The sequence below is a fragment of the Novosphingobium lentum NBRC 107847 genome, assembly GCF_001590965.1.
In the GTDB taxonomy this organism is placed as follows: domain Bacteria; phylum Pseudomonadota; class Alphaproteobacteria; order Sphingomonadales; family Sphingomonadaceae; genus Novosphingobium; species Novosphingobium lentum.
This window is the reverse complement of the sequence record NZ_BCTW01000002.1, coordinates 113,357-130,063: the sequence shown is the minus strand read 5'-3', so window position 1 is coordinate 130,063 and position 16,707 is coordinate 113,357. Positions and strand designations below refer to the sequence as shown.

General features: G+C 68.0%; 16 protein-coding genes. 12 read left to right on the top strand and 4 right to left on the bottom strand.

Annotated elements, in window-relative coordinates; translation table 11 throughout:
* Nucleotides 1-1,164, bottom strand: a complete 1,164-nt coding sequence (gene hflK, locus NL2_RS02080) for a protease modulator HflK (RefSeq protein WP_068071209.1) — start codon at nucleotides 1,162-1,164, stop codon at nucleotides 1-3.
* 157 nt (nucleotides 1,165-1,321) lie between these two features.
* On the opposite strand from hflK, the gene NL2_RS02075 reads away from it, so the two are divergent.
* The 8 genes from NL2_RS02075 (at nucleotide 1,322) to NL2_RS02040 (ending at nucleotide 10,830) form a co-directional block, all read left to right on the top strand.
* The gene (locus tag NL2_RS02075) at nucleotides 1,322-2,266 is read left to right on the top strand and encodes an Mrp/NBP35 family ATP-binding protein (protein ID WP_174522582.1); all 945 of its coding nucleotides are present in this window, start codon (nucleotides 1,322-1,324) and stop codon (nucleotides 2,264-2,266) included.
* 59 nt (nucleotides 2,267-2,325) lie between these two features.
* Entirely contained in the window at nucleotides 2,326-4,608 is a 2,283-nt protein-coding gene (locus NL2_RS02070) for a molybdopterin cofactor-binding domain-containing protein (RefSeq protein WP_068071206.1), read from the top strand.
* Nucleotides 4,609-5,637: a ferrochelatase gene (gene hemH, locus NL2_RS02065; protein WP_068071204.1), complete on the top strand. Its 1,029-nt coding sequence runs from the start codon at nucleotides 4,609-4,611 to the stop codon at nucleotides 5,635-5,637.
* Nucleotides 5,638-5,709: 72 nt separating this feature from the next.
* On the top strand, nucleotides 5,710-7,152 hold the full coding sequence (locus tag NL2_RS02060) for a cytochrome P450 (protein ID WP_068071202.1): 1,443 nt from the start codon (nucleotides 5,710-5,712) through the stop codon (nucleotides 7,150-7,152).
* A gap of 90 nt (nucleotides 7,153-7,242) precedes the next feature.
* Complete coding sequence (gene rpsT, locus NL2_RS02055) at nucleotides 7,243-7,503, top strand: 30S ribosomal protein S20 (RefSeq protein ID WP_068071195.1); 261 nt, start codon at nucleotides 7,243-7,245, stop codon at nucleotides 7,501-7,503.
* Nucleotides 7,504-8,038: 535 nt separating this feature from the next.
* On the top strand, nucleotides 8,039-9,583 hold the full coding sequence (gene dnaA, locus NL2_RS02050; RefSeq protein ID WP_245647528.1) for a chromosomal replication initiator protein DnaA: 1,545 nt from the start codon (nucleotides 8,039-8,041) through the stop codon (nucleotides 9,581-9,583).
* 63 nt (nucleotides 9,584-9,646) lie between these two features.
* Entirely contained in the window at nucleotides 9,647-10,042 is a 396-nt protein-coding gene (locus NL2_RS02045) for a DUF983 domain-containing protein (protein ID WP_068071194.1), read from the top strand.
* Entirely contained in the window at nucleotides 10,039-10,830 is a 792-nt protein-coding gene (locus NL2_RS02040; RefSeq protein WP_245647527.1) for a HesA/MoeB/ThiF family protein, read from the top strand. Before NL2_RS02045 ends, NL2_RS02040 begins: the two co-directional genes overlap by 4 nt.
* A 70-nt stretch (nucleotides 10,831-10,900) precedes the next feature.
* Here the strand turns inward: NL2_RS02040 and NL2_RS02035 are convergent, their stop codons facing one another.
* A complete protein-coding gene (locus NL2_RS02035; protein WP_157082992.1) occupies nucleotides 10,901-11,653 on the bottom strand; it encodes an NAD-dependent deacylase in 753 nt (250 codons plus the stop codon).
* A 127-nt stretch (nucleotides 11,654-11,780) separates the two neighbouring features.
* Between NL2_RS02035 and dapB the strand changes: the two genes are divergently transcribed.
* Together dapB and nth are read left to right on the top strand one after the other, a co-directional pair.
* On the top strand, nucleotides 11,781-12,509 hold the full coding sequence (gene dapB / locus NL2_RS02030) for a 4-hydroxy-tetrahydrodipicolinate reductase (protein WP_068071193.1): 729 nt from the start codon (nucleotides 11,781-11,783) through the stop codon (nucleotides 12,507-12,509).
* 14 nt (nucleotides 12,510-12,523) lie between these two features.
* Complete coding sequence (nth, locus tag NL2_RS02025; protein ID WP_068071191.1) at nucleotides 12,524-13,201, top strand: endonuclease III; 678 nt, start codon at nucleotides 12,524-12,526, stop codon at nucleotides 13,199-13,201.
* 97 nt (nucleotides 13,202-13,298) lie between these two features.
* Here the strand turns inward: nth and NL2_RS02020 are convergent, their stop codons facing one another.
* The gene (locus NL2_RS02020) at nucleotides 13,299-14,609 is read right to left on the bottom strand and encodes a dicarboxylate/amino acid:cation symporter (RefSeq protein WP_157082991.1); all 1,311 of its coding nucleotides are present in this window, start codon (nucleotides 14,607-14,609) and stop codon (nucleotides 13,299-13,301) included.
* Between the two features lie 172 nt (nucleotides 14,610-14,781).
* Nucleotides 14,782-15,855 (bottom strand): chorismate synthase, encoded by a 1,074-nt coding sequence (gene aroC / locus NL2_RS02015; protein ID WP_068071187.1) that lies wholly within the window; start codon nucleotides 15,853-15,855, stop codon nucleotides 14,782-14,784.
* A gap of 167 nt (nucleotides 15,856-16,022) precedes the next feature.
* Here aroC and NL2_RS02010 point away from each other — a divergent pair, with 167 nt between their 5' ends.
* Nucleotides 16,023-16,334, top strand: a complete 312-nt coding sequence (locus tag NL2_RS02010) for an antibiotic biosynthesis monooxygenase family protein (RefSeq protein ID WP_068071185.1) — start codon at nucleotides 16,023-16,025, stop codon at nucleotides 16,332-16,334.
* Entirely contained in the window at nucleotides 16,331-16,702 is a 372-nt protein-coding gene (locus NL2_RS02005) for an arsenate reductase (RefSeq protein ID WP_068071183.1), read from the top strand. Before NL2_RS02010 ends, NL2_RS02005 begins: the two co-directional genes overlap by 4 nt.
* Nucleotides 16,703-16,707 lie beyond the last annotated feature (5 nt).

The window sequence follows — 16,707 nt, the reverse complement described above, 5'->3', positions numbered from 1 at the left end:
TCAACGCTCCTCACCCGGTGCCGCAGACGATGCCGGTTGCGGCGCCGCCTTGATCTGGGGCAGCGGCAGGTACGGGGTGACCCCGCCGGGCGTTTCGATGATCACCTTGTCGGTCTGGCTCAGCACGCGTTCCATGGTCTCGTAATACATCCGGCGGCGGGTGACTTCGGGCGCGAGCTTGTACTGCTCATAGACTTTGTCGAACGCGGCGGCATCGCCCTGCGCGCGCGCGGTCAGCTGCTGCGCCCAGGCTTCGGCCTGGTTGACGCGGCTTTGCGCATCCTGCTGCGCGGCGAGCACGTCCTTGAACGCATCGACCACCTTGGTCGGCGGATCGGTCTTCTTGATTTCCACGCCCTGGATCTTCACGCCCGAACGATAAGCATCGAGGATGCGCTGCATCCGCTCGCGCACGTTCTGTTCGATCAGCGCGCGGCCGCTGCCCATGGCATCGTTGAGCGTCGCCTCGGCAATCGACTGGCGCATCGCCGCCTCGGCCACTTCCTTCACCGTGGCGTCGGGTTCGGCCAGCTGGAACGAGTATAGCTTGATGTCCTTGATGTTCCAGCGAACGAGATAGGACAAGTCGATCAGGTTCTGGTCGGCGGTCAGCATCAGCCGCTCGCCCTCACCATCGGGCATCGAATCGCGGCGGATCGAGGTGACGTCCTTGATCGCCACGTTCTGGATCGGCCACGGCAGCGTCAGCGAGGTGCCCGGGCTGAGCACGCTCGAGAACTTGCCCAGCGTGGTGACCACGCCCTTTTCCTGCGGGGCGATGCGGTGGACCATCGAACTGCCCAGCCACAGCACGACCAGCACCGCGATGGCGATCGGCAGCCAGCTGCGACCATCGGGCAGGCGCGGCAGGCGTGGCATGCCGCCGCCGCCACCGGGACCGCCGCCCTTGTTCGTCCGGGCGCGGAAGATGTCCTCGATGCTGGCCGAGCGTCGCGGCGGTTCGGCATCGCCCGGCGGCAACCACGGATTGCGCGGCCCATCACCCTTGGGCCCATCACCCTTGGGGCCGTCGCCTTTGGGAGCACCGGCGCGTGGCTTGTTCGGCGGAGTGCCCTCGCCTGCGCTGTCGCCGGCCGACGGGTCGGCACCCTCGGGTTCGCCATCGCCACCGGGTGTACCCCAGGGACTGCGTTTACCGGCCATGGCCCATCCGATGCGCGTGATACGCCCGCCCAATTTTGTCATGCAGACCGTTATAGGAACACCGGGCGCTGAAAAACAGTGTCTCCTCCCGAAATTCCTCTGCTAGGGCGGCGATCTGGCAACAACAGGGCATAATGTGAGCGTCGGCGAAGCGGAAATGAAGGAAGCGGTCGCCAAAGTTGCGGGCGCGCGGTTGCAATCGCTGCGGCTGGCCGACGGTGTGGCCACGATCGTGCTCGAAGTCGGCGGGCTCGACCGGATCGAGCGCGACCGGTTGGAAATCGCGGTGCGCGACGCCGCCCGGATCGCGGGCGCCAGCGATGTCCGCGTGGCGATGACCGCCGACAAGAAAGTCCGCAAGATCATCGCGGTGGGATCGGGCAAGGGCGGTGTCGGCAAGTCGACGCTGTCGGCCAACCTCGCGGTCGCACTGAGCCGGCTGGGGCGCAAGGTCGGGCTGGTCGATGCCGATATCTACGGCCCGTCGCAACCGCGCCTGCTCGCCAACGAAGGCCGTCGTCCCGAGGCGCGCGACAGCAAGATGATCCCGGTGCCCAGTCCGTGGGGTGTGCCGCTGCTGTCGATGGGTCACCTGGTCGAGCCCGGGCAGGCGATCGCCTGGCGCGGGCCGATGGCGGGCAACGCGCTGGGCCAGCTGATGGACGCCGAATGGGGCGATATTGAGATCATCGTGGTCGATCTGCCGCCCGGCACCGGCGACGTGCAGCTGACCATGCTCCAGCGCCACAAGCCGGCTGGTGCGGTCATCGTCTCGACCCCGCAGGATCTGGCGCTGATGGATGCAACGCGCGCGATCCAGCTGTTCGAACAGGGCGGCGTGCCGCTGATCGGCATGGTCGAGAACATGGCGGGCTATGTCTGTCCGCATTGCGGCGAGGAAAGCGATCCGTTCGGCAACGGCGGCGCCGAAGCGGCGGCGCGCACCATGGGCCTGCCGTTCCTCGGACGCGTGCCGCTGGACATCGCGATCCGCACCGACAGCGATGCCGGACGTCCGCCGGCCGCAGGCGACGGGCCTCAAGCCGAGGCGTTTGCCGCGATCGCCCGGCGCGTCGCCACCTGGCTCGATAACCAGAAATAGGCGGGCAGAAATGAACCGGCAGAAATGAGCGTGACGCGTAATGGGCGAGAACTGACCCGATGCAGCTGACGCGGCGCGGATTGCTGATCGGCGCGGCGGCGGGCGGCGGCCTGCTGGCGGCCTTCTCGTTCGTGCCGCGCCGCTATGCCAATCCGTTCCCTGCCGACATCGCCGCAGGCGAGCACGGCTTCAACGCCTGGCTCAAGATCGCGCGCAACGGCGTGGTCACCGTGGCGATCCCGGCGTGCGAGATGGGGCAGGGCATTGCCACCGTGCTCGCCCAAGTCGTCGCGGTGGAACTGGGCGCCGACTGGAAGCTGGTCGCGATCGCGCCCGCGCCGGTCAGCCCCGCTTATGCCGATCCGGTGCTGGCCGCGCACTGGGCTTCGCTGTGGGCGCCGGGGTGGCTGGCCGGGATGGCGCAGACGCCGGACAGCGCGCTGGCGCGGCTCCATGCCGAACGCGACCGCATGATGGTCACCGCCGACGGCAGCGCGCTGGCCGCGTTCGAGGATCGCGCGCGCGCTGCGGCCGCCGCTGCGCGCGCGATGCTGGCAAAGGCAGCGGCCGCGCGGTGGGACGTGCACTGGGAAGAATGCGCGGCGCAGGACGGCCACATCGTCCATGAGAAAAAGCGCTTGCGCTTTGCCGAACTGGTCGATGATGCCGCGCTGATCACCCCACCCGATCCGCCGGTGCTGCGCCCCGAACCCGCGCGCGAAAAGCCCGCGCTGTTTTCCGATGGCGCGCCGCCGCGCTATCCCCGGCTCGACCTGCCCGCGATGGTCGACGGCGGCCTGACCTTTGCCGCCGACGTGCGGCTGCCGGGCATGGTCTATGCCGCGATCCGCCACGGCCCGCTGGGCAACAGCGTGCTCGGCGAATTCGACAAGGCTGCCGCCGCCGGCATCGCCGGGCTGGTCGGCGTGGTGAAATCCAGGCGCTGGCTCGCGGCGGTGGCCAGCAACAGCTTCGCTGCCGAAAAGGCGCTGAAGGCGATGGCGCCGCGCTTTCGCGTCGCCGGGCCGCTGGCGGACACCAACGTCATCGAGGACCAGCTCGACAAAGCGATCCGGCGCGGGGGTCTGGTGCGACTGTATGCCGATGGCGATGTCGACGGGTTGATGGCCAAGCCGACGCTGGCCTCGCGCTATGACATCGACGCCGCCGTCCACGCCCCGCTCGAAACCGCCAGCGCCACCGCGCGGCTGCGCGACGGCAAGCTCGAGCTGTGGATGGCCACGCAGGCGCCCGAACAGGCACGCCGCGCCGCCGCGCGCGCCGCCGGAATGGGCGTGGGCGACGTCATTCTCTACCCGATGCACGCCGGCGGATCGTTCGACGCGCGGCTCGACACGCGCATCGCGGGCGAAGTCGCGGTCATCGCCAAGCGCATCGGCAAGCCGGTGCAGCTGACCTGGTCGCGCTGGCAGGAAGCGCTCGCCGGGTTCCCGCGCACGCCGGTCGCCGCGCTGCTCTCGGCGGTGACCACACCCGATCGCAAGCAGGTGCTGGGCTGGAAGGCGCGGCTGGCGCTGCCGCCCACCGCGATCGAAGCGGGCGCACGGCTGCTCGATGGCACCGGCGCGCTCAAAGCGCTGGAGACCAGCGGCGTACAGGCCGATCCGCACGCCTGCGAAGGCGCCCGGCCGCCCTACACCGTGCCGGTGATGGCGGTCGATCACGTGCCGGTGGCGCTGGCGCTGCCCACCGCGCGCTATCGCGGCAACGCGCATGGCTACACCGCGTTCTTCAACGAAAGCTTCGTCGATGAACTCGCCCACTTCGCGCGGGCCGAGCCGCTGTCGTTCCGCATCGGCATGCTCGGCGGCGATGCGCGGCTGGTCGCCTGCCTCAGCGGCGTGGCCAAGCTGGCGACGTGGGGCGGCGGCGTCGATGCGTCGGGGCAGGGCATCGCCTGCCACCGCATCGACCTGGGCGAGCGGTCGGGGCGCATCGCGGTTGTCGCCACCGCGCGCAACGAGGAAGGCGCGGTCAAGGTCGACAAGCTCAGCGCCTTTGTCGACATCGGGCGGATCGTGAACATGGATATCGCGCGCCAGCAGATCGAGGGCGGCATGGTGTTCGGGCTGGCCATGGCGATCGGCGGGGCGACCGGCTACGAACGCGGCCTGCCATTGGCGGGGCGCTTGTCCGAACTGGGGTTGCCGCTGCTCGCCGATTGCCCGACGATCGAGATCGCTTTCGCCGACAGCACCGAGCCGCCGTTCGATCCGGGCGAGCTGGGCGTGGTCGCGGTGGCGCCGGCCATCGCCAACGCGCTGTTTTCCGCCACCGGCCTGCGTTTTCGCCGCCTGCCGCTGCTGTCAGAAGGTTTGTAGATGCTACCGCCTGCCTTGCACGTTCCGGCCGACCACCCGCAAGTCGCCACCGGCAAAGTCGGGGTGCTGCTGGTCAACCTCGGCACCCCCGACGCGCCCGAGCCGAAGGCAGTGAAGCGCTACCTGCTGCAATTCCTGTCGGACAAGCGCGTCGTCGAAATCCCCGCGATCGCCTGGCAGCCGATCCTGCGCGGGATCATCCTCAACACCCGGCCCAAGAAATCCGCCCACGCCTATGCGCAAGTCTGGCGCGAGGACGGTTCACCGCTGGCCGCGATTACCGCGCTGCAGGCGCGCGCCCTGCAGGCCCGGCTGGGCGATGCGGCGATCGTGCGCCACGCGATGCGCTATGGCCGCCCCGCGATGGCGGGCGCGCTCGATGCGCTGCTGGCCGCGGGATGCGAACGCATCCTCGTCGCCCCGCTCTATCCGCAATATTCGGGCGCGACGACCGCCAGCGCGCTCGATGCGCTGGCCGACTGGATCAAGACCCAGCGCCGCCTGCCCGCACTGCGCACGCTGCCGCCCTACCATGACGATCCGGCCTATATCGGCGCGCTCCACGCCGATCTGGCGCAGCAGGTCGCGGCGCTGGACTTCGTGCCCGAGGTGCTGCTGCTGAGCTTCCACGGGATGCCCGAACGCACGCTGACGCTGGGCGATCCGTACCACTGCCACTGCCGCAAGACCGCGCGCCTGCTGGGCGAGGCGTTTGCCGTGACGCATCCTGCCATGCGCGTCGGCACCGCGTTCCAGTCGCGCTTCGGGCGGGCCAAGTGGCTCGAACCCGCGACCGACGCGGTGCTGGTGGCCGAGGCGGCCAAAGGCACGCGGCGCATCGCGCTGGCCGCGCCGGGGTTTTCCGCCGATTGCCTCGAAACGCTCGAGGAGCTCAGCATCCGTGGGCGCGAGCAGTTTCTTGGCGCGGGCGGAGAGCAGTTTGCCTCGCTCGCCTGCCTCAACGATGGCGCGGCCGGGATGGACTTGCTGGAATCGCTGGCGCGGCGCGAGCTTTCGGGCTGGATCTGAGGCGGCCATTGCGTCGGCGCACGCAGTTGCTTACACAAGGGTAAGTAAGCCGCAGAGCAACCCGGGAGTCCCATGGCCAGCCTCGCCCCTGATCGACCTGCAAACGCCACCCGTCTCCACACCGAACGCGCCAACCCGCACTGGACGCGGCTGGGCGACGAGGCTGCGCTCGACCATATTCCGGGCGAGGACGGCTGGCCGGTGGTCGGCACGACGCTCAGCGTGCTGGCCGATCCCACCGGTTTCGGCAACCGCATGGCGCGCACGTATGGCCCGGTCCACCGCAGCCGCACGTTCGGTCGGCGGCAAGTCACGCTGCTGGGCGCGGAGGCGAACGAACTGGTGCTGTTCGATCGCGACAAGCTGTTTTCGTCCGAACAGGGTTGGGGCCCGGTGCTCAACCTGCTGTTTCCGCGCGGGCTGATGCTGCTCGATTTCGAGGCACACCGCGTCGATCGCCGCGCGCTGTCGGTGGCGTTCAAGCCCGACGCGATGCGCCACTATGCCGATACGCTGAACGCCGGGATCGCCACCGCCTTGACCGGGTGGGCGCCGTCTGGCGCGCCGACCGCGATGCGGTTCTACCCCGCGATCAAGGCGCTGACGCTCGATACCGCGGCGACCAGCTTTCTCGGTCTGCCGCTGGGGCCCGAGGCCGACGCGCTCAACAAGGCGTTCGTCGATATGGTCGCGGCCTCGGTCGGCGCGGTGCGGCGGCCGCTGCCGTTCACGCGGATGGGCAAGGGTGTGGCGGGCCGCAAGATGATGGTCGCCTATTTCACCAAGCTGCTGCGCCAGCGCCGCGACGCGCCGGGGCAGGACATGTTCAGCCAGTTCGCGCTGGCCACGCGCGAGGACGGCGCGCTGCTCGAAGAATCGCGCGTGGTCGATCACATGATCTTCCTGATGATGGCCGCGCACGACACGATCACCAGTTCGGCCACCTCGCTGGTGTGGCTGCTCGCGCGCCATCCCGAATGGCAGCACAAGCTGCGGGCAGAGGCGCTGGCCGTGACCGGCGGAGCCGGCCGGCCGCTCGCCTACGACGATCTGGGCCGCATGGAGCTGACCGAAATGGCATTCAAGGAAGCGCTGCGGATGGTGCCGCCGGTGCCGACCACCCCGCGCCGCGCGCTGCGCGACTTCACCTACATGGGCTTCTGCATCCCGGCGGGCACGCCGGTGGCGATCAACGGCGCGGCGACGCATGCCGATCCGCGCTACTGGCCCGAGCCGGACGTGTTCGACCCGCTGCGCTTCACGCCCGACAATGCGGCAAAGCGTCACAAATACGCATGGATCCCGTTCGGCGGCGGCGCGCACATGTGCATCGGCCTCCATTTCGCGACGATGCAGATCAAGGTGCTGATGGCGCACCTGCTGACGCGCTACGCCATCGGCATCGCGCCGGGCTATGAGCCGGCGTGGCAAGCCTGGCCGATCCCCAAGCCCAAGGACGGGCTGCAGGTGACCTTGACCCCGCTAACGGTTGACGATTCGCGCTTCGCCGGTTAAGGGCCGCGCTTTCCGGCGGGGCTTGCCCTGCCTTCCACGACGCTTTCAGACCAGATCCGGCTGCTGACCGCGGCCCGACAGAGGACAAACATGGCCAATACGCCGCAAGCCCGCAAGCGCATCCGTCGCAACGAAGCCCGTGCCCTGATCAACGGGAACCGCATCGGTCGCATCCGCACTTTCGTCAAGAAGGTCGAGAGCGCGATCGAAGGTGGCGACAAGGATGCCGCGTCCGTGGCGCTGGCTGCGATGCAGCCCGAACTGATGCGCGGCGTCGCGCGCGGCGTGCTCCACAAGAACACCGCGTCGCGCAAGCTGTCGCGTCTGACCAAGCGCGTCGCCTCGCTCTGATTGTTACAGGTTGGCGAATCGCAGGTCACCTGCGGCGCCCACCTCGCGAATCGGGAAACCACCGGATCGGATAGGTTTTCGGCGGTGATTCGCGAAAGCGACAGGGTGATCGCCCACAGTCAGGTACAAAAACAGAACATGGCCGGCGCCGTTTCGCCGGCCATTTTCGTTTGCGCCGCACACATTCTGGAATGTGACAATGTGCGGTCGCAGCAAATCGCGGAAATATCGCGATTCGCATCCGGAATTCTGATTAATATATAAAAAACAATAGCTTAATTGATTGCTGCGGCGCTCTGCGAGTCAAGGCCATTTATTTCAGTTTTTTTGCGGGCGCAGACTTGCTTCGCCGGGCCACCGCTTCATACACAGGCCTCACCGGCAGCGGCATCTGCCCGTCCGGTGTCACGGCAACACTCTTTTCGAGAATTAGGCTGGCGGGTCGCATGTCCGTCGGTGGTGTATTTTTGCGCCTTCGGACCGCCTTTGGGGGGAGGGTTGGGGGCCATCATAGCGGGACAGGCAGTCTGTGAACATGGATGGTATGAACGTGCCGCAAGGCGCACGCGGCGCATTCGCCGTTGCTCCGGCGTCGGTCGGAGCTTCGGCCGGGGCTGCTGCCGGAGCCGGTGACACGGCGCGGCCGGCGACCGGCGGTCAGCACAAGAAGCCCCGCGAGGGTGCCCCGGTCGAGGATCAGGACGCACTCGATCTCGCCGCCGATTGGTCGGACATCAGCCAAGGCCTGAAAAAAGACCTCGGGCCCCAGCTCCATGCGCAATGGATCAAGCCGATCCAGCTCGGCAGCTTCTGCAAGGACACCGGCACGCTCGACTTGTTCTTGCCCACCGAATTCTCGGCCAACTGGGTGGCGGACCGCTTCGCCGACCGGCTGTCGCTGGCCTGGAAGATCGCCCGCGCCGAAGTGCGCCAGGTGCGCATCACCGTGCACCCGCGTCGCCGCGCGCTGCCCGAACTGCGCATCGGCGCCCCCGATCCCTCGACGCTGCAGACCAGCGCCCGCGCGCTGGCCGCGCAAGGCGTGGCCGACGCGATGACCAGCGGACTCGACCCCTCGCTCACGTTCGTCGAATTCGTCAGTGGTACCGCCAACGTGCTGGCGCTCAACGCCGCCCAGCGCATGGCCGCGATCGAGACGCCGCAGTTCTCGCCGCTGTATCTCAAGGCCTCGACCGGGCAGGGCAAGACGCACCTGCTGCATGCCATCGGCCATGCGTTTGCCGCCAACCGCCCCGGCGCGCGGATTTTCTACTGCTCGGCCGAACGCTTCATGATCGAGTTCGTGCAGGCGATGCGCTCGAACGAGATGATCGAGTTCAAGGCGCGGTTGCGCGGGTTCGACCTGCTGCTGGTCGACGACATCCAGTTCATCATCGGCAAGTCTTCCACGCAGGAGGAATTCCTCCACACGATCGACGCGCTGATGAGCGCGGGCAAGCGGCTGGTGGTTGCCGCCGACCGTGCGCCGCAGGCCCTCGACGGGGTCGAGCAGCGGCTGCTGTCGCGGCTGTCGATGGGTCTTGTCGCCGATATCCAGCCTGCCGACATCGAACTGCGCCGCAAGATCCTCGAGCATCGCCTTGCCCGCTTCAGCGCCACGCCGGTGCCGTCGGACGTGATCGAATTCCTCGCCCGCACGATCAACCGCAACGTGCGCGAGCTCGTCGGCGGCCTCAACAAGCTGATCGCGTTCGCGCAGCTGACCGGGCAGCCGGTGTCGCTGCAACTGGCCGAGGAACAGTTGACCGATATCCTGTCGGCCAACCGCCGCCGCATCACCATCGACGAGATCCAGCGCACCGTCTGCCAGTTCTACCGCGTCGACCGCACCGAAATGGCCAGCAAGCGCCGCGCCCGCGCGGTGGTGCGCCCGCGCCAGGTGGCGATGTATCTCGCCAAAGTGCTGACCCCGCGCAGCTACCCCGAAATCGGCCGCAAGTTCGGCGGGCGCGATCATTCGACCGTGATCCACGCGGTGCGCCTGATCGAGGAACTGCGCACGCGCGATGCCGACATGGACGGCGATGTGCGCACGCTGCTGCGCCAGCTGGAAGACTGATTCGGGCCGACTGGAAGACCGAGGGGGCTTTCGCGGCGCGCGCCACCCGGCTAAGCGCGCGCGATGTCCAAACTTATTCTTCCCGCCAGCTTCTGGCAGGCTGCGTCGCGCGGCCTGAAAGGCAAGTGCCCGCGCTGCAGCGAGGCTTCGCTGTTCCGCGCCTGGCTCAAGCCCGTCGCCTCGTGCCCCACTTGCGGGCAGGACTGGACGCACCAGCAGGCCGACGATTTTCCCGCCTACGTCGCGATTCTGGTGACCGGGCACCTGATGGCGCCGCTGATTATCTGGCTGGTGACCGATTTCGACCTCGGCTCGCTGGCGCTGCTGGCGATCATCGTGCCGCTGGCGGTGGCAATGATGCTGGGGATGCTCCAGCCGGTGAAGGGCGCGATCATCGCGGCGCAGTGGTGGAACGGCCTGCACGGCTTCAAGAAGGAACGTGCGGCGGAAGCCGAGTGAGCGGTTCGCCCGACCATCTGGGCCCCGACCGGCTTGACCGCTTCGCCCGGCACATCGTGCTGCCCGAAGTGGGCGGCGCGGGGCAGGCAGCGCTGGCCGGGCGGCATGTGGTGCTAGTCGGTATCGGCGGGATCGGCTGCCCGGCGCTGCAATATCTTGCGGGCGCGGGCATCGGGCGGATGACGCTGATCGACGACGACGTGGTCGAGGCGTCGAACCTGCAACGCCAGACGCTGTTCACCCCCGCCGACATCGGACGCGCCAAGGCGGCAGCCGCAGCGGAGTGGGTGCAGCGGTTCGACCCCGTGCTGGAGGTCAACGCGGTGACGGTGCGCATTGGCGCCGCCAACGCCGCTGCGCTGATCGCGGGCGCCGATCTGGTGCTCGATGGCTGCGACAACTTCGCCACGCGGCTCGCCGTGTCTGATGCCTGCGTGACGGCGGGCGTGCCGCTGACCAGCGCGGCGCTGGGGCGGTTTCAGGGGCAGGTGGCGAACTTTGCCGGGCACCTGCCGGGTGAGGCCTGCTACCGCTGCTTCGTCGGCGATGCGTTCGATGCCGAGGATTGCGACACGTGCGCGGCCGACGGCGTGCTGGGCGCGATGGTCGGCTGGGTCGGCGCGTTCGCCGCGATGCACGGGCTTCGCGCGCTGCTGGCCGGGGTGGCGACGCTGGGTGATCCGCAATGGGGCCAGCTCCATGTGTTCGACGGACTGAAACCGTCGTTGCGCACGATGCGGATTGCGCAGGATCCGGGGTGCAACGGGTGTGTGTCGGGCGTGCCTTGATCGCGTTTCAGTCGCACTGAACGGTTACGGCACCGGCCCACTCCCCCGCCCGGCCACCCGACAGGATATGTTAGGGGTGGCCGGGCGGGGGAGTGGGCCGGTGCCGCTTCCACGGCAATGGACAGGACTCCAGCACTTCCTCCACCCACGCCGGCACCAGTTCGCTGGCCGGACCGAGGCGCGTTTCGTCGAACCATGCCGAACCCTGGCTGCGCTCGAGGTTGAGTTCCAACGTGTGCACGCCCATGTCGCGCGCGTTGCGCACGAACCCGGCGGCGGGATAGACCGCGCCCGAGGTGCCGATCGAGACGAACAGGTCGGCGCTGCGCAACGCCGCGAAAATCTCGTCCATGCGATAGGGCATCTCGCCGAACCACACGACATCCGGGCGCAGCGCCGTCGCGCCGCAAGCGGGGCACGGCGGGCAGTCAATCAGCGTGGTGGTCCAGCGGCTGCGCACATCGCACGCGGTGCACCACGCGTTGAGATGCTCGCCGTGCATGTGCAGCACACGTTGCGCTCCGGCGCGTTCGTGCAGGTCATCGACGTTTTGCGTGACGATGAGCAGATCGCCCTCCCACGCGTGGTCGAGCCGGGCCAGCGCCTCGTGCGCGGGGTTGGGCACCTTGGTCTGGATCGCGGCGCGGCGCATGTCGTAGAAGCGCAGCACCAGCTCGGGATCGCGCACGAAGGCCTCGGGCGTGGCGACGTCCTCGACGCGGTGCTGCTCCCAGAGTCCACCTGCGCTGCGGAACGTGTCGATCCCGCTTTCGGCGGAAACCCCGGCGCCGGTCAGGATCACGATATTGCGGAGGTCCATCACTTGCCCATCATCCGTCACCCTGAACTTGTTTCAGGGTCCATTGTGCCGCAAAGGCGACGGCAGAGTTTGGGGCACGATGGATGCTGAAACAAGTTCGGCATGACGGCCGTGGGCATAAGGTTCGAACATGGCAAGAATCGGCATCATCGGCAGCAAGGGGCGCATGGGGCAGGCGCTGGCCGACGCGATCGTGGCGGCGGGGCATGAGCTGGCGGGCGGCATCGACCAGGGCGACGATCCGCTCGCGCTGGCGCGGCAAAGCGACGTGCTCGTCGATTTTTCCGCACCCGCCGCGCTGGAAGCCAACCTCGATGCAGCGGCGACCGCAGGCGTGCCGATCGTGGTCGGCACCACCGGCCTCGAGGAGCGCCACCACTGGCTGTGCGATCACGCCGCCGCCAGGATCGCCGTGCTGCAGACCGGCAACACCTCGCTCGGCGTGACGTTGCTGGCGCATCTGGTGCGCGAGGCGGCAAGCCGGCTGGGCGAGGACTGGGACATCGAGATCGTCGAGACGCACCACCGCATGAAAGTCGATGCGCCGTCGGGCACCGCGCTGTTGCTGGGCGAAGCGGCGGCGGCGGGGCGCGAGGTGGCTTTGGCGCAGGTAGCGGTGCGCGGCCGCGACGGCATCACCGGTGCGCGCCAGCCCGGCGCGATCGGCTTTGCTTCGCTGCGCGGGGGCAGCGTGGCGGGCGATCACACCGTGCATTTCCTGGCCGATAACGAGCGACTGGAACTGAAGCACCTCGCTGAAAACCGCGCGATCTTCGCGCGCGGCGCGGTGCGCGCGGCGGGCTGGCTGCTGGGCAAGCCGGCGGGGCGCTACACCATGCCGCAAGTTCTCGGTCTTTAAAGGTTTTTGGGCCTTTGACCAAAGCCGACATCTTCGAATTCTTCCGCCTGCTGGCAGAGGACAATCCCGCGCCGGTGACCGAGCTGGAATTCGGCAACACTTACCAGCTGCTGGTTGCGGTGACGCTGTCGGCGCAGGCGACCGACGTCGGCGTCAACAAGGCGACGCGTGCGCTGTTTGCGCATGTGACAACGCCCGCGCAGATGCTCGCGCTGGGCGAGGAGGGGCTGAAGCAGCACATCAAGACCATCGGCCTGTTCAACTCCAAGGCGAAGAACGTGATCGCGATGGCCGAGCTGCTGGTGCGCGATTTCGGCGGCGAGGTGCCACGGACGCGTGAGGAGCTGGTCACGCTGCCCGGCGTGGGCCGCAAGACCGCCAACGTCGTGCTCAACTGCGCGTTCGGGGCGGAGACGTTCGCGGTCGATACGCACGTGTTCCGCGTGGGCAACCGCACCGGGCTGGCCAAAGGCAAGACGCCCGAGAAAGTCGAGGCGCTGCTTGAAAAACGCGTGCCGCAGCCGTTCCGCCGCGATGCGCACCACTGGCTGATTCTGCTGGGCCGCTACACCTGCAAGGCGCGCACGCCCGAGTGCTGGCGCTGTGCGGTGGTGGAGCAGTGCGGGTTCAAGGGGAAGGTGCTGGCGCCTGCCGCCGCAACCTCCCGCCCCTCCAAGACCCGTTCATCCTGAGCCTGTCGAAGGGCGCGTGAACATCCGTTTCGTCTGAGGTGGCGAGCGTCCTTCGACAAGCTCAGGATGAACGGATGGTTTGTGCAGGTAACTGCACTCAAGCCCCCGGATCGAGGTGCAACCCCTTGCGTCCATGCTCGGGCGTATCGTGCGGGGCGTGCGGCGGTTCCGCGTCGGGGTCGAGCGGCGGCTGGAGCATGCCCTCCCACTTGGTGATGACCGAGGTCGCCACCGCGTTGCCGACTACGTTGGTGGCGGTGCGGCCCATGTCGAGGAAGGTGTCCACGCCCAGCAACAGCGCCACGCCTTCCAGCGGCAGGCCGAACTGGGTGAGCGTGGCGGCGATCACCACCAGGCTGGCGCGCGGCACCCCGGCGATGCCTTTCGACGTCACCATCAGCGTCAGCAGCATGGCGATCTGCTGGCCGGCGGACAGCGGGATGTTGTAGGCTTGCGCGATGAACATCGTCGCGAAGCTGGTGTACATCATCGACCCGTCGAGGTTGAACGAATAGCCCAGCGGCAGCACGAAGCCGGAAATGCGGCGCGGCACGCCGAACCGGTCGAGCTGTTCGAACAGGCGCGGCAGTGCGCTTTCCGAGCTCGCCGTGGAAAACGCCAGCAGCAGCGGCTGGCGGATGTAGCGCGCCAGCACCAGCACGCGCCTGCCCAGGAACACGCCGCCCAGCGACAGCAGGATCACCCACAGCAGCAGCAGCCCGAAATAGAATTCGGCCACGAACTTGCCGTACGTCACGATGATCGCCAGCCCCTTGCTCGCGACCACGCTGGCCAGCGCGCCGAACACCGCGAACGGGGCAAACCGCATGACGTAGTCAGTGATCGTCAGCATCACTTGCGCCAGCTTGTCGCACCCGCGCACGATCATCTCGCCGCCCTGGCCCAGCGCCGACAGCGCCACGCCGAAGAACAGCGAGAATACCAGCACCTGCAGCACATCGTTGCGCGCCATGGCATCGAGCACGCTGGTCGGGAACACCGACAGCACGAAATGGCGCAGCGTGAAGTCCGCCACGGCCAGATCGCCCACCGGCCCGGCGGCGGTGAACGCCAGCCCCACGCCGGGCTTGAACAGGTTGACCAGCAACAGGCCCAGCCCGATCGAGATCAGGCTGGCGCTGACGAACCAGCCCAGCGCGCGCCCGCCGATGCGGCCCAGCGCGCTGCTATCACCCATCCCGGCGATCCCGCTGACCAGCGTGGCGAACACCAGCGGCGCGATGATCATCTTGATCAGGTGCAGGAACACTTCGGGCAGCAGCTTGAGCATGTCGGCGTATTCGGTCAGCCGCGCGTCGCCCGCCGGATACGTCTGGTTGAGCAGGAAGCCGACCGCGATGCCGAGCACCATGCCGATCATTATGAAAAGGGTCAGGCGCCGCGCCACATGGTACTCCCCGCAAGTTTGTTGCGGTCGAGACTAACCGGGCTGGGAGGCGGGGGCAACGGTCGGCCGCGAACCAAAGTCGTGCGTCCCCGCGAAGGCGGGAACCTCAGGCGGTTAAGCACTTGCGGGCACAAGGTCCCCGCCTTCGCGGGGACGCAGGTGGGCTAAGATCTCACCCGCACTGCGCGCGGTGCAGCAGCTTCTGATCGGCCAGCACCAGTGCCATCATCGCCTCGACCACCGGCACACCGCGAATGCCGACGCACGGATCGTGGCGGCCCTTGGTCAGGATGTCGGACGCCTCACCGTCGCGCGTGATGGTGGGCACCGGGGTGAGGATCGAGCTGGTCGGCTTGAACGCCACGCGCACGGTCACCGACTGCCCGGTGGAAATGCCGCCCGCGATGCCGCCGGCGTGGTTGGCGAGGAACGCCGGGCCGTCGCCCGCCTCGCCCGGGCGCATCGGATCGGCGTTGCCTTCGCCGGTGTTGCGCGCGGCGGCGAAACCGTCGCCGATTTCCACGCCCTTGACCGCGTTGATGCCCATCATCGCGTGCGCCAGTTCGGCGTCGAGCTTGGCATACAGCGGCGCGCCCCAGCCGGCGGGAACACCCGTGGCGACACATTCGACCACCGCGCCAAGGCTCGACCCGGCCTTGCGCGCGCCGTCGACCAGCGCTTCCCAGCGCGCGGCGGCGGCGGGATCGGGGCAGAAGAACGGATTGCGCGCTATCTCTTGGGCATCGAAGTTCGCCGGATCGATCGCATCACCGCCGATCTCGGTGACATAGCCCAGCAGCGTCACCTCGGGGATCACCAGCCGCGCGACGCCGCCCGCCGCGACCCGCGCCGCCGTCTCGCGCGCCGAACTGCGCCCGCCCCCGCGATAGTCGCGAAAGCCGTACTTGGCGTCGTAGGCATAGTCGGCATGGCCGGGGCGATAGGCCTTGGCGACCTCGGAATAGTCCTTCGAGCGCTGGTCGACATTCTCGATCATCAGCGAAATCGGCGTGCCGGTGGTCTTGCCCTCGAAGATCCCGGATAGGATCTTCACGGCATCGGGTTCCTGCCGCTGCGTGGTGAAACGCGATGTGCCCGGCCGTCGCGCATCGAGGAACGGCTGGAGATCGGCCTCGCTCAACGCCAGTCCCGGCGGACACCCATCGACGACCGCGCCCAGCGCCGGCCCGTGGCTTTCGCCCCAGGTGGTGAAACGGAAGACATGTCCGAAGCTGTTCAGGCTCATGGGATTGCGCTTTTGTCGTATTACGCCCGATTGTCCAGTCCGACCCCCATTTACGTCATCCCGAACCCGTTTCAGGATCGTTCGGGCCTCCGGCTCTGCAATGCCGAAATGGATGCTGAAACAAGTTCAGCATGACGATCGGGACAGGTCGGGGTAACGCTGGCACCATGTACCTCGTCGTTTTCCGCAACCGCAAGCGCGCCGGCCTCGATGCTGCTGCGTATGCGGCCGATGCCGAGCGGATGGAGGCGCTGGCGCGCGCGCAGCCGGGCTTCGTGGCGTTCAAGAGCTACGTCGCCGATGACGGCGAAGTGATCGCGCTGTCCGAATGGGCAAGCGAGGACGCCGCGCTGGGCTGGCGGCGGCAGGCCGAGCACGCGGCGGTGCAGGCGCGCGGGCGGGCGGACTATTACGAGGACTACACACTGTTCGCGGGCGAACCATCGCGCGTGCACCGTTTCAGCAGGACCGACGCATGACCATCACCCTCTACGGTATCCCCAACTGCGACACCGTGAAGAAGGCGCGCGGCTGGCTCGACGGGATGGGGCTGACCTACCATTTCCACGATTACAAAAAGGCCGGGATCGCGCCCGAACGCCTGCGCGGCTGGGTGGAGCAGGCCGGCTGGGAAAAGGTGCTCAACCGGCAGGGCACCACGTTTCGCAAGCTAGACGAGGCGCTGCGCAGCGATCTCGATGCGGCGAAGGCGGTGGCGCTGATGGCGGCGTATCCTTCGGCGATCAAGCGGCCGATCGTGGAGTACGCCAACGAGGACGGCGGAGGCCTGCTGGTCGGGTTCGATCCGCAGGCGTGGTCCACCGCGCTGTCGGGCGAACTGACCTGAGGCAG